The sequence below is a fragment of the Limnospira sp. PMC 1279.21 genome (assembly GCF_032349615.1).
In the GTDB taxonomy this organism is placed as follows: Bacteria; Cyanobacteriota; Cyanobacteriia; order Cyanobacteriales; family Microcoleaceae; genus Limnospira; species Limnospira fusiformis.
This window is the reverse complement of record NZ_JARPLU010000015.1, coordinates 13351-35780: the sequence shown is the minus strand read 5'-3', so window position 1 is coordinate 35780 and position 22430 is coordinate 13351. Positions and strand designations below refer to the sequence as shown.

Below are 22430 nucleotides of genomic sequence, written 5' to 3'. Positions count from 1 at the left end.
TGCTATCTGAATTATGGCCCTAGTTCCTGATCAACAATCTGTCCTATTAGATATTGTCTCGATCGACTTTCCCGAAACAGAACCCGCTCAGTTATCTGAATTTAATGGTACTTTCTCTCAACTGGAACCAGCAAGTCCCGCGCTCCAACTCATTCCTGGAGAAACCAGCCAAATCGTCATTGACCTGGAAAACTTAGATACCCAGCCATTACATCTCACCTGTAGCTTGTCGGGGAATTTTCCCCACCACTGGGGTAGGAGTGAATTTCCCGAAGCCGTGCTGTCACCCGGAGAACGGCGGTCAGTAGTTCTCTCTTTTGGAGTCGATCGCAATTTTTTCGAGACAGAGGAGCTTTCTATGAATACCGAGGGACTGCAACTCAACTATTCTGGTCGCTTTAATGTTTATGGCAGTTATGTTAATAACCAGTCGGACACCAATGAGCCACTTTTGGAATTTATCGAGTTTGACCTATTTGTGCGACCGCGATCGCCATATATCAACCTACTACCGCAAATTTATCGGGAAATCGATTTGGTCGGTCGATTCCTGAAAATTATTGAAACCACTCTCGACCCAGATTTGCAAATATTCAGCCATCTCTGGGCCTACCTAGATCCCCTCACCGCCCCTGAAAGTATGTTGCCATTTTTAGCCCACTGGGTTGGTTGGCAGAACATCCCAACTCTGAGTCTCCAACAGCAACGCCGTTTAATTCGCCACGCTTTAGAGATTTATCGGGCTTCGGGAACTAGGCGGGGGCTGCGGTTTTACCTACACCTCGTAACTGGTTTACCTCTTGATGAAGATTTGCCGGAAGAGTCCAAACACATTTCAATTCTGGAAAACTTTACCCAGGGGGCGGTCATGGGCAGCTCCTATCTGGGTATAGATACCATTTTAGGCGGTGGCAAACCTTTTCACTTTCAGGTCCGCCTGCTGTGCGATCCTGATACTATTGACGAGAAATTGGTTCGCACTGTTATTGAAGCACAGACACCAGCCTTCTGCACTTATGACCTAAAAATAGATTCGGACAATAATATATGATCATCACTGAGAGAAATTCCTCTGATTACCCGGCTCCAGAAATTTATCCCCTCCAACGTTTGATAGTTGACGATGGATTGCTGTTAAATGCCCAGCGTTGGCGACAATCGCACGAATACCACCGAGCGCGACAAAATCTCCATTATCAATCTCTTTACCAACCGGGGATAGTTAGGGGGTTAGGGGTGTGTGTAATCGATGCTCCAGAGAGTATATCTGCCCAATATCGAGATAATCGCTGGGTGCAAATTCAACCGGGAATTGCCATCGATTTGACCGGAAATCCGATTATTGTCGATCGCCCTATCGAGTTTCGGATTAGCTCCGAGTGTCGGACAGAACCAATTACTGTTTATTTAGTTCTCCGCTATGTGGATCCGGAAACCCTCTACCGTGCGTCAGAGCAAGTATTGGTGCCAGAAAGTTTTAGGATAGATGAAAAAAATACCCCCCCCTCAGCCCAGGAAATCGAACTGTGTCGGATCGCTATTTCTGCTAATTTCACCGAAATTAGACCCGCCACAGATGTTTTTTCTCCTGATGTAAATGAGTTGGATTTACGATACCGGGTGCGAGTCCGACCGCGCTCCCAAAAAACTCGGATACGGGTAGGGGTTTTACAGGGTACTGCTGAAGATTTTTATGTAGGGGAGAATCTATTTTATCTATTGCGATCGCTTTCAGTTTTAGCACCGATGACTATGGATGCTGAACCAGTTGAAGAAATCACCTTAACTTCCCAGGTGGCTGATATTCCGCGAGACTATAGCTTGCTATATATGAGATATTCTCAGATGCTGTCTTGGGGAGAAACAGAATACAATCATCTCAAATATTACAGCGATCGAGGCACCATACTGTTGATTGAAGCCTCATCGGTCGAAGTCAATATTGCTGATATTAATTCAGCGATCGGCGAACTTAAACAGGCTCTGAATGATATTCAATTTGCCCAAGTTTCCGAATTCAGAAGGGAATTATCCTCAGAATTAACTATCTGTGAATCCGAACTTCAAAACCGCCTAGAATCCTCCTTAGAGCCTCTGCAAAATATAGCCCATCAATATCTGGGGATTAATATATCGAGTATGGCAACCATATCGGCTCAAGACCCGATTAAAATCCATCCGTTTTTATTTGATGAATTACCAATAATTAATGGAGAGCCAACCCGACTGATAAATTGGGGCAAAATTATTATATCCATAGGCTGTCTGTCTTCGGGTTGGGGGTTAAATAGTCATCAGGGATTATCCCGAGAAACCATCCGCAGCGCCCAAGAATTAGGGATTAATATTCTTAATTTTGCCTCGGAAAATTATCATTTGTCCAACATTCAAAGAAATGCAATTAGCTAGTAATTTAACCCCAAGAAAAGCCATGAAAAAAATTATTTCTATCCGACATTTCATTCCCGCATTAGTAGTATTACCCTTGCTTTGGGCTACCATTACCACAGGAGTTTTAGCTTTTTATAGTGGCAGAAAAGCTGTCAATAGTCTCATGTCAGAATTGAGCCAAAAATCGATAAATTCCATTGAAAAACACATAGATAACTACCTGAAAGTTCCAGAAATAGTAAATACCATAAACCTGATCACGATTGAAAATAACTTAATTGATATCAATAATCGGGAACTATTAACCCGCTATTTTCATGCTCAGGTTGATGCGATCGATGGGTTATATTACATTTATCTAGGAACTGAAACCGGGGATTTTCTCGGTGTTCAAAAGCAGCCTGATGGAACCCAAGCATTGGTTATTGGAAATGCCGCCGAAGCTGCCGGTCGAAGTGTTTATCAGCTTGATTCAGCCGGAGTTCGTGCCGAAAAAATCAGAACCTTAGAAGCCCAGTACGATGCTAGACAGCGCCCTTGGTACAGATCATCTCTAGAAATCGGTGAAATAAGTTGGAGTCCCATTTATATTTTTGGCTCCACATTAGAACTAGGAATGACCTCAACAATTCTAGTTAAAAGTCCTGGAGGTGATACTATGGGAGTTGTGGGTATTGACTTGGGCTTGAAAGACCTCAGCAATTTTTTGAGAAGTTTGGAAATCAGCCCCCAGGGTATCGCATTTATTATGGATCGCGCCGGAAATTTAGTAGCCAGTTCTACAGACGAACAACCCTTTTTGAATGAAAATGGTCAACAACGACGATTACTCGCCCTCGAAAGTCAAGAACCGGTGATCCGCTCTACAGTCCAACACTTACTCGATACTGAGTTAAGCCTGAACCAAATTCAACAACCGATTTCCTCTCGCTTTCGATTGAATCGTGAACGCCAATTGCTACAGGTGACTCCCATGGAAAGTATGGGTTTGGATTGGCTAATTGTTGTGGTGATTCCCGAATCCGATTTTATGGAACTGATTTATAACAACCTTCGGTTTACGATGATTATCGGCTTGGGTGTGACGGTGGTAGCGATTACACTGGGGGGGATCGCCTCTTGGTGGATTATCAAACCCATCGATAATCTACACGCGGGAGCGAAAGCTATCAAAGCTAATTCCTTCGACCCAGAAATGCTTGAATCTACTATTTCGCGCTCTGATGAAATGGCCGAATTGGGTCAAGCCTTTGTGGAAATGGCAGCAATTGTCCAGGCTCGTGAGAAAAGCATGAGCGAGGAGTTAGTGGAATTGCATCGCCAGCAAGAACAATGGCGACGCGCGAGCCATCAAAACCTTGATCCTACTGTGCGCTTTCAGGAATTGATGGAGCGAGCCAGACAGGCTAGACAAAACCGCGTGTAGCAGTACGACCAGCAATTATCAATTCTTCTAGCGACCTGATAACGTGAATCATGAACACAGATATCTCTACTAAGGAATTAACCCTAGACCCTTCTGGAGAGGGTACTACATTTGATGTGGTGGTGATCAATGACAGTCAATTCATGAGTAGCTTTCAACTAGAGATATCAGCCGCAGGAGTCGAATCCGATCGCCAATGGCTTTGGTATCAAGTTACACCGGAAGTCTGTAGCAAAAAACCACCAGGGGACCAAACCAAGTTTCAGGTAAAAGTGCTACGATCGCCAATTCCCGGATTTGTGGGGTTAGTTAATCTCACAGTGAAAGTATTTTCCCTCGAACTTGGGAAGGAAGAACGTCACATTCTCAGGCTGAATGTTATGCAGGGATTGGGAGAATGTCCCTTTCGAGTGGAACTCCCCACCAGCCACATTCAGACTCTGCCCAATAACGAAGTGGAAATTTTAGTCGGTATCCACAATAACAGTCAAAAGGCGATCGCTCTAATTTTATCGGTTATTAGCCCTAAGCGGGAATGGTTGCTGTTGGATAATCAAACCCCCCTCAACCTTCCCCCCCAGCAGAGTCAGAATTACTCCTTTACCTGCAAAGTTCCCGAAATTTTACAAGCTCTAGCGGGAGTCTATCCCTTTACCATTAGGTGTGTTTCAGCTAACCATAATTCACCCGTAGGAGCCGGTTCAAGCCTCAGTCAGTTGAGCGCGAGGACAACCACAGAAGCCTCCTGTACTGGCAGTATAGAGGTTTTACCCACAGGAACCTTAGAATTTGACGCTTTTCCTAAACAGCAACGACAACCAGCACTTCGGCCATGGCTACCTCAGTGGGGTATAGATCCCGCAGTTTACCAATTGGAATTTACCAATAATTCTAATTATCCCCAAGGGGGAACCGTAGAAATTATCAACAATCCCCAGACCCAAGATCCGATTATCAATGAGTTTTCGATTATTCCCGAACAGGTAAGTTTGGAGCCTGGAGAAATCCAAACTGTGGAACTTCTCGCCTATAGCAAACGACCTTGGTGGGGTTTGGGTCGAACACAGACCATTGAAGTAGGCTGGGAAGGCAAAGTGGGGGCTGGTTCTCTGGCGGTCAGACCTACAGGGGAGTTAACCGACCCACTCCAAAGGTTAGAAACCAAAATTTCCCCTAGGGTAGGGGGAATTGATGAATTGACGACGACCAGACCTTCAGAGGATTATGGTTCCGACAGTGAGCATCCACAACCATTGCCAATTCTGGAGTTGAGACTGTTACCCATTATTCCCCGGTGGTTACAGGTGGCGATCGCACTACTGATTTTAGGTGGTATTTGGTGGTTTTTGTATGCTGCTTTCCGGCTTAACTACCATACTGCTCCCGTCAATGTGGTTAGGTTTAACGGTTTGGGGGATATGGCGATTAGCACCTCCAATGACCAGACTCTGCGGGGGTGGCGGGTTCAGGGAAATAGACTGCGACATAACGGTTGGTTGCGGAATTTGGGGAAAGCGGGGCGCACAGGTTTGTATCGCCCTGTGGATAATGATCAGGTGGCTGTGGGGTTGGAAAACGGCGAAATTCAGATTTGGGACTTGCTCCGCTCCACTGACAGCCCCCGGCGCTCCCTGTCCTATCGCCGGGATGATCGGGTCATGGCTTTGGCTTATAGTCAAAATTCCCAGTATTTATTCAGCGCCCACGGCAGCGGTTTAATCTTGCAATGGTATGTGGGACCCACGGTAAATCTCACTAATGTTGAGGAACCTCAGTTAATTCAGGAATTTGATTTCGCTATTTATGATATCGCCCCCGTAGGGCCACGACAGGAAACTCTGGCGATCGCTGGTCGCTATAACCAATTGGTGCTTTGGGATACCACCGGCGGTAATGAAGGGTTGCGAACTGTTCCCTACCCAGCAGGGGGACAAGATGAATACATCACCTCTCTAGCTACAGCAGCAGATCAACCTTTTTTGCTGGCTACAGCAGACGATCGCGGTTCCATCAGTCTCTGGAATCTCAGAGAATGCTTAACCAACCAGTCCGCCACTTGTCAAATTATAGATCAGTGGCAAGCTCACGGGGGCCAGCCCATCCGTTCTCTAGCTTTGACGGCTAATGGCTGCTATTTAGCCAGTACCGGAGATGACGGAGAGGTTATGCTGTGGCCATTGCAGCGCTCTGGAGAGCGATCTACCCAACATCTCGCGGGTGAGGCGATCGCGCGATCGCGTTACCCAAAAAACAGTCTAGATATGATTGCCATTGGCTCCTACCTCCACATGATCACAGGAAGTAGAGATCACCAAGTTAACCTTCACCGCATTCAACAACCTGCCACTCTCTGTAATTAGCACAGGTAGAACAACTATTAATTATCTATTATTCTTGATTGACTGAGCCATGAGCAGTACAGAACTTTCATATAACGGCCGACAACAACCTAACCAAATCGTCGAGGGGGTTCTGGAACCCGACCTGCCGACTTTGGGAAAATCCCTAACCCTAATTGCCAACCCATCTGGGGATTTTGCTATATCCGCAGGGGAAACCTTCGAGCTGCATATCACCGTAGTTAATCAGGGTATTATCGGTGCGATTATTGACCTTTATATTGATCAAACCTCTGCATCAGTATGGGAATGGTGTCGCACGCCTCAACAACGATTAGCCCTAAGTCCTCAGCAAAGTGCCGAAGTAGTCTTTGAATGTCCTATTCCCCCCCAGGCGACTCCCGGAATTTATAGTTACTTGCTCGTTGTAGATGCACCATTACACTACCCAGAAGATACCCCCATCCACCACCAAGCTAATCTTCAGGTACTCCCACAATTAGCGTCAGCGGTGCAACTCGATGATCCCACTTTTAGCCTGATACCACACACCACATCAACTGAACCAGCGATCGCCATACCAGGACAGCCGTTAACCGTCAGTGTAATAGTCAATAACCGCACGCGGCGAGTGGATCGGTTTCGGTTGCACTGTACCGATGTCCCCCCCGAATGGGTAGAGATCGAATACCCAGAAGGCTTGAATGATTTGGGTTTAGTAGTCGTCACTGATAGTTTAGCCCTCAATCCTGGGGCGATCGGAGAGATTAAGTTAAAGTTAAACCTACCCGTGGACGTTCATGGGGGGCGATATGCCATCACCTTGTCACTGAACTCCGAAAATCTTCCTGATTTAGCCCTGTTGGATATCCTCCACCTTCACATTAAGCCTAACTATGATTTGGTGTGGGATCTACAGACCATCGTGGGTCGCATTCGCACCGGAAGCGGACAGTTTCAACTGCAAATCCAAAACCGGGGTAATACCGATCGCCAACTGCGGTTTAATCCCAGAGAAGAGGGAGAGGTAGAAAATTGTCTGTATACTCTGATGCCAGATGAGTTTCGGCTACTCCCAGAGGAGAGTGTGGAAATGTCTGTCGAGGTCATGCCAAAACACTGGTGGTACAGACCTTGGTGGGGACGGGGACGGCTATTTGAGTTTTATTTGGAACCCCAAGATTTGCACCGCTTACCCCTCCCTCAAGATCGTATCAATGGTACTCTAATTTGGGAGCCTCGCCCCTGGTGGCAGTTGTTGGTTGCCTGTTTGCTGGGACTCGGAGCGATCGCTGCCTTGATTTTCGCGATCTGGTCCGTTTTTTTTAAGCCTCCCACCCCCCCTCGGATTTTAGAGTTTAGATCCGAGTCCCTCAACTACGCCGCCGCTAATGACGATTTTATTTATTTGGGTTGGGTAATTGGACCGCCGACTCGGGAAATCCGTGCTATAGAAATTGTTGGCAAATCTCCTGATGGTAGTATTTCCAGTGCTGCCGTTACCTATGATTTTAGTCGGGGTATTCCCGATGAGTTGGCTTCTTTGTGTACCCTAGAACAGGTATTGCGATGCTACAACATTCGCACTGATGCTCGTCGTCCCGGAGAGTATATTTTTGAGTTAAGGTTGTTTCCTAAACAGGATATTGACAATATTCAATTAGCAAAGACCAGTTTAATTAGGATTGAACCTCTACCTATTCCCCAAATTACCAATTTCACAGCCAGATTAAGTAGTCAGCAGCGCCGAGAATTGCCACCAGAACAGGTTGATAATCCGCGCGCCAACAATAACAGCCTTCCTAACAGTGGTTTTTTCTCTGACCCCGAGCCAATGATCGCACAATTGAGTTTTCAGGTTCTCCATGGCGCGCAAGTCGAAACCTTAACATTGGTGGGTCGCTCTCCTGATGGCTTCGTTAATTTTCCCCAGAAAACCTATACTGTCAGTCCTGATGAATTTTCCGAAGATTTACTCGGTCCCTGTCAGGTTGATTGGGATGGGATTTTGACCTGTCGGGGGTTATCGCTACAATTGGAAAAACCCGACACTTATATTTTTGAATTACAGGTCATTTCTTCGGACTCCCCCGCAGAGGTAGCCGACAGTCGCAAAGCTGACCCCATTGTGTGGGAACCGCCACCACCGCCACGGATTACTACTTTTGCTTCCCGCAAAGCTACTTATCGCGTTGGTGAACAGCAACAAATTGAGTTTCAATGGGTGATTGATAATGCCGCACAACTTCAACAGTTGGAGTTACGGAGTTTATCCCCGGAAGGGTTGGTTAATTTCCCCAAGATTACATATCGCTTTGATGGACAAATTCCCCAGGCCTTACAAGATAAATGCCAAGTTACCGGGAAACAATTGGTTTGCGATAATATCGCGATCTCACTACCAGACCCAGGACGCTATAATTTTGAGTTGACAGCTATTCAGCGTTCCCGCCTGGCCGAAACAGAGCCATCTCGACAAATTCATGCGATCGCTATTCAACCACCATTAGCCCCAGAAATTACCAATTTTCAGGCAGAAACATCCAACTCTCAGACGGGGACAAATCCTATTCGTTTAAATTGGAACATCAAAAATCCTCAACATTTACTAGGTGTTCGGATCATCGGGCGCTCACCAGAGGGAATTGTCACAGTTCCCGAAGTTCTCTATCCTTTTAATGGTAGTATTCCCCCAGTTCTTCAGAATAACTGCCAGTTAAATGCTGAACAGCTTACCTGTCGTAATGTTCCCACTTCCGCCCAAGAACCCGGAGATTATATCTTTGAGTTAATACCTGTTAATCAGAGTAATTTAGCCGCCAATGCCACATCTGTTAAAAGCGATCGCATTCGTATCCGACCACGCCCCGTTGCTCCTCCTCAAATCAATAATTTTCAAATTAATGGTGAGGATGCTCCCCTAAAATATGTCGTTATTATAGACCCTGAAACTTCTCCATCACCTTTGAATTTATCATGGGAAGTTAGTGGTAGTGGCGACCTACAAACCGAGTTACTCCCGGTTCCAGGTGTGGTTCCTAACCGTGGAAATTTGACCTATCCCATTGCGCCTCAGTCCGGACAAGATACCCTGACTCTCAGAGTCACTAATACTGACGGGAAACAGGTTCAACGTTCCATTTTGATTGAAAGGGTGCTTCTTCCTCAACCAGAACCTGCACCTTTGATCAGCCCCGATTCAGACACCCCCGATTCAGACACCCCCGATTCAGACACCCCATCAGGTAGACAATTAACACCCTTTTCTCCTGAACTAGAATCTAATCCTTGGGATCTGATTGATAACCCACCGCCATTTAATTAAATGTCTTTATTCCTAATTATTACATGATTTCAATGAACAATCAACCTATCTTTCAACAACAAGCTATCCCCGGAATTATTGGCGGATTGGGTCCTTTAGCACATATAGAATTTGAACGGCTATTACTGGCTTTAAATTCCACTCGCGGTGCTTGTGGCGATCGCCAACACCCGATTTGGTTTTTAATTAATGCTACAGACCTTCCCGATCGCACCCAAAGTTTACTAGGAAATCAGCCAAGTTGTGTGCCTTGGTTGGTCAAATATGGTAAAATATTAGAAGTGGCTGGGGCAGATTTTTTGGTGATTACCTGTAACACTTCCCACGGATTTTATAATCTGGTACAGCCTCAGTTAAATATTCCCTGGATTCATATTATGCAGGAGACAGTTAGATTTATTAAACTCCATTATCCTGGACTTAATCGCGTGGGAATTTTGGCTACCGATGGCACTTTACAAGCCCATCTCTATCAGGATAGTTTAACGGCGGCGGGATTGACAGCGATCGCCCCGGCTTTAAACTCAGAATTACAGCAAGATATTATGAATGCTATTTACCATCCAATTTGGGGAATTAAAGCCACAGGAGTTCAAATTTTGCCACCCCCTATTCACATATTAAAAACCGCTATAAAATGGCTGGAAAGCCAAGGTGCAGAATTATTAATTGCTGGATGTACAGAGATTTCTGTAGCCTTAAAATTACTGGATAAAACTTCATTAATAGCAATAGATCCCTTGGAAATTATGGCGAATTTGACATTAGATTTAGCATTTGGCTATGAGAATATTCCCGAAATATCAAGTCCCCTTAAATAGTTATCAATTATTCGATAGTAGTATCTTGAGAAAGCGCTAAGGTTGTGGTTTTTTCAGTTGAAAGTGGGTGAGTATCAGCGATCGCTGCTGTCGCTGCTATTCCCGTGTGTACAATAGTTAAAGTTCGGAAAGGGTCAATAATAGGGTCGATCGCAATTAATAATACCAGTATAGCTTCTAGGGGTAATCCTAAAGGTTTTAAAATTAGATCCAACAGGGTCAGCGTTAAAATTCCTGTCGCCCCCGCCGTGGCCATTCCTGCTAAAATAGAAGCGATAATGATAATTACAAAACTCGACAGGTTAAATTCATAGTTATAGAGTTGCGCCACAAACACCGAAGTTGTCGCAAAATAAGCCACCGGACCAAATCGACACACCGTTATCGCTAGGGGAATGACTAAATTAACTGTTTGTTTATCGAAGTTTAAGTGTTCATCTAAAGCCGAAATAGCAGAAGGTAAACAGGTAAAACTACTACGAGTTGCTAAAGCTAAAATTGTCGGTTCTTTTAAGACCATCAAAACCTGACCAAAACCATAGCCAGACTTATGCCAAATTACCAGGGTACTGATAATGTATATAATTATAAAAGCTACAATGGCAATCACTACAAAATTTTGCATAGCTACCAAAATCCCAAAACCAGTAGTTGCCATTTGGGAAGCCAACAGGAAACACAAACCAAAAGGGAGGAATAAAATAATCCAATCAATTAACTTTTTGGATGTATTAAATAAGGTTTCTAAAATCTTAAATACATCCTCCTTGGCGGGTGATTGTGAATATCCCATAGCGATACCAAATACAATGGAAAAAAATAGTATTTCCAGAGAATTACCCTGGCTTAGAGATGCAAAAATATTCTCAGGAATTAAGTTAAACAAAAAAGATATCAGCAGTGATTCTTCCCTATTTTCGATAATTGGACCCGTCAAAGATAACTCAAAATCTAACTCAGAAGTATTCACAACTACCCCCAAAGCTGCGAGGGTAGAATCCTCTAAATTACCCCCAGGATTAGTTAAAAATGCGGCTGTTGCGCCGATGATACTAACCCCGAATAAACTCACCGAAAATGCTATTAAAATCCGTTTCACATATTTATTGGCTTCATGACTAGAAATCAGCTTACCCACACTCATTGTTATGGCTGAAAATAACAACGGTAAAACGCACATTTTGAGGAGAATTAGATATAGTTCTCCCAACGGGGTTAACAACAAGGCAATATCTTTATGAACAATGCCAATATATAAACCCAGAAGGATAGAAGGAACAATCGACCAGGGATTTTTTAGGATTTTAATTAACTGCTTAGAGACGCTGTAAAAATTCATATTTTATCAATGGGTATTTTTGTTAATTTTGTGAGTTGAGTTGACGAGACTGAGAGGGGGACACTAACAAATCAGAATAATCTTCTAATAACTGACTAACTGTATATTGTTTTTCGTTCATTGTCAGATACAAATTCACAAACTTTAACAGGTGATTACTAGACCACGGTAAAGCGATCGCGATCGGATCTTGGGTATCTGTTAACGCGACAGTTTGAAAATTTAAAGCTACATTGGGGTAATTAATCAGAATCTTTTTAACCTCCAACTCATCCCGGTATGCTGCTAGTATATCTCCCATCATTGCACCTTTAATTAAATCGTCCCAATTGGAATATCTGATAATGGTAGCTTTGGGAAATTTGTCCATGGCAAATCTCTCATAAGAAGAGGCATTAATCACACCCATCCTTCCTTCAAAATCTCTCAAAAACTCAACTAAATCTCTATTTCTTAGCGCTTGAGTTAATTGCAGGCGATTTAATAAGAGACCATGGCGCATAGTTAAATAGGGATGAGAAAATGAAACAATTTTTGCCCTTTCTAAGGTTTGACTCAGTTTAGAAATCGCCATATCTGCCTCACCTTGAGAAACTAAATTTACCACTTCATTAAAGGTATTGGCACGACGATTAAAGGTAACTTTTACTCCTAAATTTCTGGCGATTCCTTTGGCGATCGCCACATCTAATCCGATTAATTCACCGTTGGCATCTTCCGCAAAAAAAGGCGGCGAATCTTCTTGATTTATCGCGACGATTAACTCTCCTCTATCCATGATTTTTTGCAAGTCTGGCGACATGGAGTTTAATGACTGGTTTGCCTGGGAAACTGCCGCAGAATTTCCTAGTAAAGAATCCCAGGTTTCTTGATTCACTATACCAGTGCTTTCTAAGCCTATACTGAGTTGAAAGTTAGAAATAGCTTCTCTGGTTTTTTCCCCATAAATGCCATCGATCGCCCCTAGATAATACCCCTTTTCTTGTAAGCGTTTTTGCAGTTCAATAATATCATAATCTGCCCCAGCTTCAGTCAAGTCTAAATCCCAACTATTACTATCAGGCGAAGTTTCAGCACTGCTTAATTGTGCCAGATTTACTAGAGATTCTGAAGAGACAAAAATGGGCGCATCTTGAGTTTTTACTGAGGGGGTAAAAATCAAAATACTTGCCAAGCATATAGCTACTAATATCAGAACTTTGTATTGCCAGTTAGAGAGTATTTTCATATTAAAAATAATTGCTTTGCTGTTCCTTTCACATCAATTTAGGTTGACAGTTTTCGGAAGTTGTTTTTATCCCCCCCAAACCTTCAAGACTAAATTTTGAGTATTCAGCGATTCAGTTAGTATTCCTAGCTATAGGATTATGGTACTTTACGGTTGTTGCCAATCTTTTCCGGATTAAATCCGAAGTATACAGCCCTTTCAGTAATTATGCAATACGTCTTCACTCGTCTCTCTACCCGGGTGGGAGAGGGATTGAGGGTGAGGGGAATCTTTGAAGCGAACAACCTGTAGCAGCTTCTACAACGGTCTGTATGCAGGTATCCCTAATCCGTGGACACACTTGGACCCTACCATTATACATCATGCGATCGCCATTACCATCATTTTCAGCCAACCCACAGACCCTAAGTAATATAGCCAGTTGGCAGAAATCAGGTTTTTAGGTAATAATTAAAGTATCGCCGATATTCTCAAGTAGTTTCGCACTCATTAACAAATCATGTCTAATCAAAAACGAGAACCTGGAGGCTGTGGATGTGCCAGTATTCCCTTTTCAGTAATTCTGCTGTTTTTGGGCGGCGGTTATTGGCTATTTACACAGCGAGATAACTTGGAAATTAGTAGGTTTTTCAATCATGAGATTATCGCCGATATTCCATTTTTGAATACTTGGGCAACTTCCACTGATAAATCACCGCCTACTTTACCAAATATTCCAGAAATTCCTCAGACTACCAATCCTGAACCGAAACCACAATCCCAACCACAACCGGAAGCCCAACCGGAAACGCCACCCAAATCACCAACCATCAAGCCACCTTCCCCTATACCATCATCCCCACTCAATACCTGGGAAGGTAAACCCATTAGAGGCATTTATTTAAGTCGTTATCAAGCCACAAATAACGCTAGCGAAGAAACCATTAGGGCTAGGGTTCGCTACTATCGCGATCGCGGTATTAATACCATTATTCATGGGGTATGGGGTAACGCTTGTACCATGTATGAAAGTCAAGTAATGCAGGCAAAATTTGGTTATAGTAGCTGTCAAAATTTGTTTGAAGAAGAATGGATTGATTGGTTGATTGATGAAGCCCATAAACACGGCATGGAAGTTCATGCTTACTTTGAAAAAGGCATTAAAATAGATGAAAATAGTCACGCCTTTGATTGGGCAGTCCAGAGAGGTTGGATCGTCCCAGGAGTCGATCGCACTCACCCAGGAGTTGATCATTATGTCTTGAATGTGGGTATCCCAGAAGTTGCTCAATTTTTTACTGATATTGTGGTTGAATTTGTCCAAAAATACCCCACCATTGATGCTGTACAATGGGATGATTATTTGGGTTATCATGATGAGTTACCCGGTCAAATCGATCGCACTCCTAAATTAACTAATTTTGTCCGCAATATGATTGCACAAATGAAAGCCGCTAACCCCTCAGTTAGTTTTGATATCTGCCACCATAACCCCTATTGGGCAAAACAGTATTTTGCCGCAGACCTAGAAGCATGGGGGGTCGATCGCTTTTTTATCCAGGTTTATGCTGAAGAAAATTTTGATGATGAAATGGTCTATGTCGAAGCCTCTGATGGTATTTCCATTACCGAGAGACAATTGAATCGATTGCCCGAGTTGATTGATAATCCTAACATCCCTAATATTTTGCTATTTCCTCTCTCCGGAGAACCCGAAAGACTCGCCGACAAGGTGCATGAATTGACCATTTGAATAAACTTACAAATTAGGTTAATTATCATCATTTCCTCCTGTGGCTTCCCTGCTTCTATTCTACAGTTAAATTATCTCGGGTTGATTTTTTGGTCAATTTTTTTAAAAAATAGCCCGCCGAAATCGGCCAGAGGGGTTGACAGGCGGCGGCGATTAGTGATATCATATTTACATAATCTTAAATAATGGTTATTTTCCCAAAAAAATAATTTAGTGGATATCTGTATTATCTAATATGATAGCATCAGCCGCTAAAAAAAGCAAGTATCGCCACTGAGGGAGGAGGGATTTTAATTTTTGGAGGTAATCAGTTACAATTATTACAAATATTAAAATTATTGCCATGATTGCCATTGTATAGACTTTTTTGCCACCAGGTTAGCCCTCAACGCATTTGCTAGTTATAGATGAATAATCAACCCTTCAGAGATTTAAATAGTCAATGGGCCGACCAGGTGAGGAATGGTTGTAAGGAACCGCGCGACAGCGAGGAAATCAGAGAGACTTGGGATCATATCATCGCAACTATGGCGCTACGGATTCGGCGATCGCTGAAACTCAAGGAAATTCTACAGACCACAGCGGATGAGGTGCAAAGATTACTAAAATGCGATCGCGTTTTATTGTACGAAATCGACTTGCATGGGAATGGTGGCATTGTGGTAGAGGCGGTAGAGGATGAGAGGTGGTCCTTAGAGTGAACCATGCACCTTGTAAGATGGGCCCTATCTTTGGTTAGTGGCGATCGGTTCCCTCGCCCTAGAAGCAGGTCAAATTGGGACTTGGGATTGGGATCTCAAAGATACGGTAAACTGGGATCAGCGGATGTATGAGATTTTTGGGTTGCAAGGTTGCCAGGGTAAAGTAGTCTATCAAGACTGGGCTAATCTCGTCCATCGAGATGATATTACCGAGGTTGAAAAGGCTATCAAAGCAGCCATAGCCCAAGATAATTTTTTTAATGTAGAATTTCGTATTGTTAGACCCGATGGAATCAAGCGTTGGTTGCGAGGGGCAGGCATAGTCCAGCGCGATAGTGACGGTACCCGGAGCGATGACGGGGATTAATTACGATATTACTGATCGCAAACAGGCGCTCATTAGCCCTCAAATACAGTGAAGCCAAATATCGCACCATTATTGAAACCACCCAGGAGGGAGTGTGGGTTTTAGATAAGACAGATCACACCAGCTTTGTCAATCAGCAAATGGCAAAAATGCTAGGCTATTCTGTCACGGATATGCTGGGAATGTCTTTCCTAGATTTGATCGACACAGAAGGATCTTCGATGGCTGAAATTTATCTAAACCAGCGTCATCAGGGTATAATGGGTCAACATCGCGCCAAGCTGTGCCACCGTGATGGTAAAGTGGTCTGGGCTTTGGTTTCTGCTACACCTTTGTTTGATGATATGGGGCAATATGACGGCTGCATTAAACTGGTGACAGATATCACCCACATGGTGGAAATACAGGAGGCTTTACAAACTTCTGAGGCGCAGTTGGCTAGTGTATTAAATAGTTCCCTTGATGGGATTATGGCTTTTCGTTCTCTGCGGGATGAGACTGGGGAAATAGTGGATTTTATCTGGTTGTTGACTAATCCCACGGCTGGCAAATTGGTGGGGCGATCGCCTCCCAAATTAATCGGTAAACAATTATTAGAAGAAATGCCGGGAAATCAAACTGATGGTTTATTTGATGCATTAGTCCAAGTGGTGGAGTCCGGCGAACCTTTCCAGTATGAGTTTCATTATCAACATGATGGCATTGACTGTTGGTTTGAAAATGTGGCGGTTAAATTGGGGGATGGTTTTGCGGTCACTTTCCGGGACGTGACCCGAACTAAACAGTCAGAAAAGGCTCTCCAACAAGTTAATCAAGAGTTGGAACAAAGGTTAGATGATCTCAAGCAGCGTCACCAAGAGATGGTGATTTTGGGTGAAATTAACGAATTTTTGCAGGCTTGTAACAATGTCGATGAGGCTTATGAGGCGATCGCCCGCCCAGTCGCACCTTACTCTTCCCAGAGTGTTCGGGTGGTCTGTTTAGAACCTGTAGTTCCCGCAACCGGGTTGAAAATGTGGCTCGGTGGGGGTCTGATTTGCATTCAGCAGTTGATTTTGACCCTAAGCATTGTTGGGGACTGCGCCGGGGTCGTCCCTATGAAGTAGGAAATCAACGCTCAAGTCCTCGGTGTCAGCATATCCAAAACACTACAGAATTGGCGGTTACCCTTTGTATTCCCATGGTAGCTCAGGGGGAAACTTTGGGATGATTTTATCTAGCTACCAAAACCGCCACGGCTTGATCTGAACCAAAACAGCAATTAGCCCGCACTGTATCGGAACAGTTAAGTTTAGCGATCGCTAATTTAAACCTCCGAGAAACCCTCCAAAATCAGAGTATCCGAGATCCATTAACTGGATTATTTAACCGCCGCTATTTGGAAGAATCCTTTAATCAAGAGATTCTCCGCGCCCAACGTCAACAGCACCCCATTGGTGTGATCATGCTAGATATAGACCATTTTAAGCAGTTTAACGACACCTTTGGTCATGATGCAGGGGATTATGTCTTACAGGTGGTTGCTGAAGTATTGAAAAACAGTGTGCGCGGTTCAGATATTGCTTGTCGCTATGGCGGCGAGGAAATGACTCTAATTATGCCAGAATTGTCTTTACCCGCTATCTGCGATCGGGCTGAAGCTATCCGCACTGCTATTAGCCAACTCCATCTCAACCATAACGGTCAAAATTTAAACACCCTCACCGCCTCTATAGGAGTTGCTTGTTTTCCTCAACATGGAACTACCCCAATGGCTGTAATCAAGGCGGCTGATGGGGCTTTATATCGCGCTAAGGCTAACGGACGTAACTGTGCGATCGTTGCCACCTTATCTTAATTTATTCTACCTGCTTCTGGGAGAGTTTGTCAACCTTGCCTAAAGGGTGAAGTTAGAATAAGAAATAGCGCTGCGCCATGGGTAAAACTGTGGCGGGTTCACAGGTTAGTAGTTCCCCGTCTGCCGTGACTTCGTAGGTTTCTGGATCTACTTCGATCTGGGGTAAACTATCGTTTAATTTCATGTCTAATTTGCTCAAATGGCGGGTATTAGATACGGGAACTGTTGCTTTTTTTAAACCCAGTTTTTGCATAGTTTTACCCTCTAAAGAAGCCTGGGAAACAAAGGTTAAGGATGTGGCAGATATCGCGCCTCCAAAACTAGCAAACATCGGACGCATATAAATGGGTTGGGGTGTGGGAATACTGGCGTTGGGGTCTCCCATTTGTGACCAGGCGATCGCCCCCCCTTTAATCACGATTTCCGGTTTAACTCCAAAAAATGCCGGTTTCCATAGACATAAATCTGCTAATTTACCCTCTTCAACCGAACCGACATAATCATTAATTCCATGGGCAATAGCAGGATTAATGGTATACTTAGCAATGTAGCGTTTAGCCCGGAAATTATCATGGGTTTCTGCCGCATTTTCTGGGGATGGTAATAACCCCCTTTGTACCTTCATTTTATGGGCGGTTTGCCAAGTGCGGATAATGGTTTCTCCTACCCTTCCCATAGCTTGGGAGTCCGAGGCTATCATACTAAATGCGCCTAGGTCGTGAAGGATATCTTCGGCGGCGATCGTTTCCCGACGTATGCGGGACTCGGCAAAGGCGACATCTTCGGGAATATGGCGATCGAGATGGTGACAAACCATCAACATATCTAAATGTTCTTCTAGGGTATTTGCAGTATAAGGACGGGTGGGGTTCGTCGAGGAAGGCAGGACATTTTTATAACTACAAACTTTGATGATATCTGGCGCATGACCACCCCCCGCGCCTTCCGTGTGGTAGGTGTGAATTACCCGGTCTTTAAACGCGGCTATGGTATTCTCTACAAAGCCCGCCTCATTCAGGGTATCTGTGTGAATAGCTACTTGAATATCATATTTATCCGCAACTGTTAAACAAACATCGATCGCCGCTGGTGTAGTTCCCCAATCTTCATGAAGTTTTAAACCCATTGCGCCCGCCATTACCTGTTCAACTAAGCCCTGGGGTTGGGCGCTGTTTCCCTTCCCTAAAAATCCTAAATTCATCGGGAAGGCTTCCGCCGCCTGTAGCATTCTATGAATATTCCATGGTCCGGGAGTACAGGTGGTGGCATTAGTTCCGGTGGCGGGTCCAGTCCCACCCCCTAACATGGTGGTAATTCCAGAGGCGATCGCTGTTTCAATTTGCTGGGGACAAATAAAGTGAATATGGCTATCAATTCCGCCAGCAGTTAGGATTTTACCTTCTCCAGCAATCGCCTCTGTAGACGGACCAATAATAATATCAACGTTGTCTTGAATATAGGGATTTCCCGCTTTACCAATTTTGCAGATTTTACCGTCTTTAATACCCACATCAGCTTTAATAATTCCCCACCAGTCTAAAATTAGGGCGTTAGTAATTACCACATCAACCGCGCCATCTTCCCTGGAAATGGGAGATTGTCCCATACCATCCCTAATTACTTTACCACCCCCAAATTTGACCTCATCTCCGTAGGTAGTTAAGTCTCTTTCAACTTCTATAAATAGTTCTGTATCGGCTAATCGAATGCGATCGCCTACCGTCGGTCCGAAGGTTTCCGCGTAGGCTTGTCTATCCATGCGATAACTCATTTTTGGCTCCTAATTAATCACAATATAGCTATTTTCAAGCTGGCGGCGGGTTAACTCACCAGATTTACTTAGGCTTTTTTTTAGACTTATCTTTTTTGCGTTTTTCCCGCTTAACTTCGGGTGATAATGTGCCATTAATTAACCCATTAAAACCGTAAATTTCACGACTTCCGGCTACAGTCACTAATTCGACTTCCCGGTTATCTCCGGGTTCAAATCTGATGGCTGTACCAGCGGGGATATTTAACCGCATTCCCCTAGCCGTTTCTCGGGCAAATTCTAAGGCGGGATTAACTTCGTAAAAGTGGAAATGAGAACCGACTTGGATGGGGCGATCGCCTGTATTAGCTACATGAATTTTCACAGTTTCGCGACCCGAATTAAGTTCGATTTCTCCTGGTTTAACGATTATTTCTCCGGGAATCATAGTTAATTAAATAGTGATTGTTTTATTGGATGGGATTATGAACTGTTACCAATTTCGTACCATCGGGAAACGTCGCTTCTACCTGTACCTCGTCCACCATTTCCGCTACCCCTTCCATCACATCATCTTTAGTTAATAGAGTCGTTCCATAACTCATTAAATCCGCCACAGTTCGACCATCTCGCGCCCCTTCTAAAATGGCAGCAGATAGGTAGGCGACAGCTTCGGGATAGTTTAATTTAACTCCCCTGGCTTTACGTCTTTCCGCTACTAAGGCGGCAGTAAAAATTAGTAGTTTATCTTTTTCTTGGGGTGATAGTTGCATTCACAACTCCTTAAATGAGTCCAGTTATTAAACATTCCAAACTCGCGGTTTGGTGATGTTTTTTCCTGATAAATTGGGGCGTAATAACTGCCAAATTTCAGTAAACCAGGCGATCGCTTCTTGGCTAGACGGACCACGATAACGACACAATAACCCTGATAACAGTTGAGTCGCCCCGGCTTCCCCTTCCCTTTGGTGTTCACCCCACAGCATTCTAACATGGTTTAGGGTCTCTTTGGAAACAGGTTCACCTACCCAGGTGAGGGTAGCAACCACAGGCCATCCTCCTAAGCCGTGGGGACTCTCTAAAATGGTTTCACCCCCAGGAAGCCATTGTCTATCTATCCATAGGGGTTTCTCATTTTGCCATATTTCCGTGTGCGATCGCCACTCTCCCTCCATAAATTTTTCCCCCCTGGCTGAACGACCAAACCGGGTAATTTCCCATCCTAACCAGGTCGCTTCTGGGGCTAATTCTACCCGTAAATCTTGACGATAAATAGCACCATTAAAAATGATGGTTTCTCGGGGCAGATATTCTAAATAAGCGCCTTTTTCTAGTTTAATCTTAACATTTTGGCTGGCAGTTTTTCCCGTGCTACGATAAACTCTACTCGCCGCCGCCGTAGTTAATAAAACTTTCGTATCCGCTTGTAAATGCAGGTTCTGCGATAGGCGATCGCCCCCCACCATTCCCCCCGCTGTATGTAATGCTACACTCTGGCAAATTTCCTCCCCTGGCGGATAAAAAGGGCGTTGGATTTTATAGGGCGCGATCGTATACTTATTAACTACTTGGGTAATCCCATTATTTTGGGAATATTTCAGGTTAAGAATACCATGCCATTCCGACCGGTTAAAGTCACTCATTAATTGATAATTGATAGAGGAGTTATATCAAAGTCCCCCCACTGGGGAGATGGATTGAGCGTGAGGGGAACCATTAAGTTGGAAATAGATAGTTGACTGCTAATTATTTTTGATGGTTTTTTGATGCTTTAACACCGCATCTCTCAATTGTCCTTGACATTCATCAAGCAGTTGAATTCCCCCTGAAGCATCTAAATCAGTCCAATACATTAATAGGGCTAATTTCACCGATTTATTACTGCGTTCTAATAATTCTGCCGCTTGTGAGCGAGTCATACCTGTTAAATCAATTAAAATACGCATCGCCCGATCGCGTAATTTATTATTCGTCACCGCCACATCAACCATGCGATTACCGTAGACTTTTCCTAGCCTCACCATCACACTGGTTGAGATGATATTTAATGCCATTTTGGTGACAGTTCCCGCTTTCAGACGAGTCGAACCCGCCAGGATTTCTGGACCTACTAAAAGGCGGATATCTACATCAGCATCAAAGGTCACTTGTTCCCTGGGAACACAAGCCATAAATATCGTTTTTGCCCCTCGACTTTTCGCTGCTTGTAGCGCCCCATAAACATAGGGAGTTGTGCCGCCAGCCGTAATTCCTAGGACGATATCTAACTCCGTGATTTGGCGGTGGGCGATCGCTTTTTCCCCATCTGTCGCCCTATCTTCTAATTCTTCCGAACTACGAATTAATGCCCCTGCGCCCCCCGCAATAATCCCCTGTACCAGTTCCGGGGGACTACAGAAGGTGGGCGGACATTCAGCCGCATCTAACACCCCTAAACGGCCACTCGTACCCGCCCCGACGTAAAATAACCTCCCCCCTTTTTTTAGGGATTGTGTAGTTATGTCGATGGCTAGGGCCAGGGATTCGCGGGCATGGGCGATCGCCAGTAAAGTTCTGACATCCTCGCGGTTGAACAAATCCACCAATTCTAGGGAAGTCAGGCGATCGAGGTTTTCGCTACTCGCATTAGCCTGTTCCGTCAATAAATGGCCCCGCGTTTCCAAATTAGTCATGTTTTGCTGTTGGTCCTTCACAAGTTATCAGGCTAAAGTAAACCTTCTAGGCGACGGCGAATGCTGTCGAGTTCGTCTGATGGGAATTCTGAAGATTCCTCTGAGTCCCTTTCGTCTTGGGTTTTGCCTTGCTTTTCCCACTCCAACTCCTCCACATTATTTTCTGGAGGAATCGCTAAAGCCCCAGACGGAATCAGCTCCCAATCATAATCTACACTGCGACAGAATTCTTTGATTTCATCATCATCAATTCCCTCAATACAGGGACTGGGGAAATCTTGGGCTTCCAACAAACCACCAAAGCGGATGGCATCGTCTTCCTCCTCAAACATTAACACCTTATTGCGATCGCCCATCTGAATTGTATGGATTCCCTCATTATCAGTCCCGGCATTGAACAGCAAGACATAGACTTTCATGATCTTGAATCGGGTTGTTAACAACAGCTTGATCTTATCTTACAACCTCCGATCACCTTTTTTCTCAACTCCACCATGGATCC

At 44.3% G+C, this 22430-nt stretch carries 20 protein-coding genes; 12 read left to right on the top strand and 8 right to left on the bottom strand.

Going from position 1 to position 22430, the window contains the following annotated elements; all coding sequences use genetic code 11:
* The first annotated feature begins 13 nt into the window (after nt 1–13).
* Genes P5683_RS04210 through P5683_RS04185 form a run of 6 tightly spaced genes read left to right on the top strand, consistent with a single transcriptional unit; the run spans nt 14 to nt 10302 of the window.
* On the top strand, nt 14–1051 hold the full coding sequence (locus P5683_RS04210; RefSeq protein ID WP_315639218.1) for a phage tail protein: 1038 nt from the start codon (nt 14–16) through the stop codon (nt 1049–1051).
* Nucleotides 1048–2409 (top strand): hypothetical protein, encoded by a 1362-nt coding sequence (locus tag P5683_RS04205; RefSeq protein WP_315639216.1) that lies wholly within the window; start codon nt 1048–1050, stop codon nt 2407–2409. Before P5683_RS04210 ends, P5683_RS04205 begins: the two co-directional genes overlap by 4 nt.
* Nucleotides 2410–2431: 22 nt before the next feature.
* Nucleotides 2432–3817 carry a cache domain-containing protein gene (locus P5683_RS04200; RefSeq protein WP_315639214.1) on the top strand — a complete coding sequence of 462 codons (1386 nt, stop codon included), beginning with the start codon at nt 2432–2434 and terminating at the stop codon, nt 3815–3817.
* Nucleotides 3818–3867: 50 nt separating this feature from the next.
* Nucleotides 3868–6177 (top strand): hypothetical protein, encoded by a 2310-nt coding sequence (locus P5683_RS04195; protein WP_006669021.1) that lies wholly within the window; start codon nt 3868–3870, stop codon nt 6175–6177.
* A gap of 49 nt (nt 6178–6226) precedes the next feature.
* Complete coding sequence (locus P5683_RS04190) at nt 6227–9481, top strand: hypothetical protein (protein WP_006626009.1); 3255 nt, start codon at nt 6227–6229, stop codon at nt 9479–9481.
* 32 nt (nt 9482–9513) lie between these two features.
* Nucleotides 9514–10302, top strand: coding sequence for an aspartate/glutamate racemase family protein (locus tag P5683_RS04185; RefSeq protein ID WP_187757903.1), 789 nt, complete (start codon nt 9514–9516; stop codon nt 10300–10302).
* A gap of 7 nt (nt 10303–10309) precedes the next feature.
* On the opposite strand, the gene P5683_RS04180 is transcribed toward P5683_RS04185, so the two are convergent.
* Together P5683_RS04180 and P5683_RS04175 are read right to left on the bottom strand one after the other, a co-directional pair.
* Nucleotides 10310–11641: a cation:dicarboxylate symporter family transporter gene (locus tag P5683_RS04180; protein WP_315639210.1), complete on the bottom strand. Its 1332-nt coding sequence runs from the start codon at nt 11639–11641 to the stop codon at nt 10310–10312.
* Nucleotides 11642–11663: 22 nt separating this feature from the next.
* Entirely contained in the window at nt 11664–12869 is a 1206-nt protein-coding gene (locus P5683_RS04175; RefSeq protein WP_008050416.1) for a transporter substrate-binding domain-containing protein, read from the bottom strand.
* A 271-nt stretch (nt 12870–13140) separates the two neighbouring features.
* Between P5683_RS04175 and P5683_RS04170 the strand changes: the two genes are divergently transcribed.
* The 6 genes from P5683_RS04170 (at nt 13141) to P5683_RS04145 (ending at nt 17506) form a co-directional block, all read left to right on the top strand.
* Entirely contained in the window at nt 13141–13281 is a 141-nt protein-coding gene (locus tag P5683_RS04170; RefSeq protein WP_155839170.1) for a hypothetical protein, read from the top strand.
* 87 nt (nt 13282–13368) lie between these two features.
* On the top strand, nt 13369–14601 hold the full coding sequence (locus P5683_RS04165; protein ID WP_006669018.1) for a family 10 glycosylhydrolase: 1233 nt from the start codon (nt 13369–13371) through the stop codon (nt 14599–14601).
* Nucleotides 14602–15008: 407 nt separating this feature from the next.
* Nucleotides 15009–15302 carry a GAF domain-containing protein gene (locus P5683_RS04160; protein WP_006669017.1) on the top strand — a complete coding sequence of 98 codons (294 nt, stop codon included), beginning with the start codon at nt 15009–15011 and terminating at the stop codon, nt 15300–15302.
* 37 nt (nt 15303–15339) lie between these two features.
* On the top strand, nt 15340–15669 hold the full coding sequence (locus P5683_RS04155) for a PAS domain-containing protein (RefSeq protein ID WP_006626001.1): 330 nt from the start codon (nt 15340–15342) through the stop codon (nt 15667–15669).
* Nucleotides 15669–16775, top strand: coding sequence for a PAS domain S-box protein (locus P5683_RS04150; protein WP_315639233.1), 1107 nt, complete (start codon nt 15669–15671; stop codon nt 16773–16775). Before P5683_RS04155 ends, P5683_RS04150 begins: the two co-directional genes overlap by 1 nt.
* Before the next feature lie 191 nt (nt 16776–16966).
* Nucleotides 16967–17506 (top strand): GGDEF domain-containing protein, encoded by a 540-nt coding sequence (locus P5683_RS04145; RefSeq protein ID WP_396442553.1) that lies wholly within the window; start codon nt 16967–16969, stop codon nt 17504–17506.
* A gap of 52 nt (nt 17507–17558) precedes the next feature.
* Here the strand turns inward: P5683_RS04145 and ureC are convergent, their stop codons facing one another.
* From ureC to P5683_RS04115, 6 genes are all read right to left on the bottom strand, one after another.
* Nucleotides 17559–19277 carry an urease subunit alpha gene (ureC, locus tag P5683_RS04140; RefSeq protein ID WP_006625997.1) on the bottom strand — a complete coding sequence of 573 codons (1719 nt, stop codon included), beginning with the start codon at nt 19275–19277 and terminating at the stop codon, nt 17559–17561.
* 64 nt (nt 19278–19341) lie between these two features.
* Nucleotides 19342–19704, bottom strand: coding sequence for an urease subunit beta (locus P5683_RS04135; RefSeq protein ID WP_006669016.1), 363 nt, complete (start codon nt 19702–19704; stop codon nt 19342–19344).
* Nucleotides 19705–19726: 22 nt separating this feature from the next.
* Nucleotides 19727–20029 (bottom strand): urease subunit gamma, encoded by a 303-nt coding sequence (gene ureA / locus P5683_RS04130; RefSeq protein ID WP_006619200.1) that lies wholly within the window; start codon nt 20027–20029, stop codon nt 19727–19729.
* A gap of 27 nt (nt 20030–20056) precedes the next feature.
* Nucleotides 20057–20899, bottom strand: coding sequence for an urease accessory protein UreD (locus tag P5683_RS04125; protein WP_006625995.1), 843 nt, complete (start codon nt 20897–20899; stop codon nt 20057–20059).
* A 99-nt stretch (nt 20900–20998) separates the two neighbouring features.
* The gene (gene murQ, locus P5683_RS04120) at nt 20999–21928 is read right to left on the bottom strand and encodes an N-acetylmuramic acid 6-phosphate etherase (RefSeq protein ID WP_006625994.1); all 930 of its coding nucleotides are present in this window, start codon (nt 21926–21928) and stop codon (nt 20999–21001) included.
* Between the two features lie 32 nt (nt 21929–21960).
* Nucleotides 21961–22347, bottom strand: coding sequence for a DUF3110 domain-containing protein (locus P5683_RS04115; protein WP_006625993.1), 387 nt, complete (start codon nt 22345–22347; stop codon nt 21961–21963).
* Nucleotides 22348–22430: the final 83 nt, after the last annotated feature.

Excerpts from the sequence above, each read along its gene's own strand:
- P5683_RS04210 (WP_315639218.1), top strand. The coding sequence starts at position 14 with ATGGCCCTAGTTCCTGATCAACAATCTGTCCTATTAGATATTGTCTCG.
- P5683_RS04205 (WP_315639216.1), top strand. The coding sequence starts at position 1,048 with ATGATCATCACTGAGAGAAATTCCTCTGATTACCCGGCTCCAGAAATT.
- P5683_RS04200 (WP_315639214.1), top strand. The coding sequence starts at position 2,432 with ATGAAAAAAATTATTTCTATCCGACATTTCATTCCCGCATTAGTAGTA.
- P5683_RS04195 (WP_006669021.1), top strand. The coding sequence starts at position 3,868 with ATGAACACAGATATCTCTACTAAGGAATTAACCCTAGACCCTTCTGGA.
- P5683_RS04190 (WP_006626009.1), top strand. The coding sequence starts at position 6,227 with ATGAGCAGTACAGAACTTTCATATAACGGCCGACAACAACCTAACCAA.
- P5683_RS04185 (WP_187757903.1), top strand. The coding sequence starts at position 9,514 with ATGAACAATCAACCTATCTTTCAACAACAAGCTATCCCCGGAATTATT.
- P5683_RS04180 (WP_315639210.1), bottom strand. The coding sequence starts at position 11,641 with ATGAATTTTTACAGCGTCTCTAAGCAGTTAATTAAAATCCTAAAAAAT.
- P5683_RS04175 (WP_008050416.1), bottom strand. The coding sequence starts at position 12,869 with ATGAAAATACTCTCTAACTGGCAATACAAAGTTCTGATATTAGTAGCT.
- P5683_RS04165 (WP_006669018.1), top strand. The coding sequence starts at position 13,369 with ATGTCTAATCAAAAACGAGAACCTGGAGGCTGTGGATGTGCCAGTATT.
- P5683_RS04160 (WP_006669017.1), top strand. The coding sequence starts at position 15,009 with ATGAATAATCAACCCTTCAGAGATTTAAATAGTCAATGGGCCGACCAG.
- ureC (WP_006625997.1), bottom strand. The coding sequence starts at position 19,277 with ATGAGTTATCGCATGGATAGACAAGCCTACGCGGAAACCTTCGGACCG.
- P5683_RS04135 (WP_006669016.1), bottom strand. The coding sequence starts at position 19,704 with ATGATTCCCGGAGAAATAATCGTTAAACCAGGAGAAATCGAACTTAAT.
- ureA (WP_006619200.1), bottom strand. The coding sequence starts at position 20,029 with ATGCAACTATCACCCCAAGAAAAAGATAAACTACTAATTTTTACTGCC.
- P5683_RS04125 (WP_006625995.1), bottom strand. The coding sequence starts at position 20,899 with ATGAGTGACTTTAACCGGTCGGAATGGCATGGTATTCTTAACCTGAAA.
- murQ (WP_006625994.1), bottom strand. The coding sequence starts at position 21,928 with ATGACTAATTTGGAAACGCGGGGCCATTTATTGACGGAACAGGCTAAT.
- P5683_RS04115 (WP_006625993.1), bottom strand. The coding sequence starts at position 22,347 with ATGAAAGTCTATGTCTTGCTGTTCAATGCCGGGACTGATAATGAGGGA.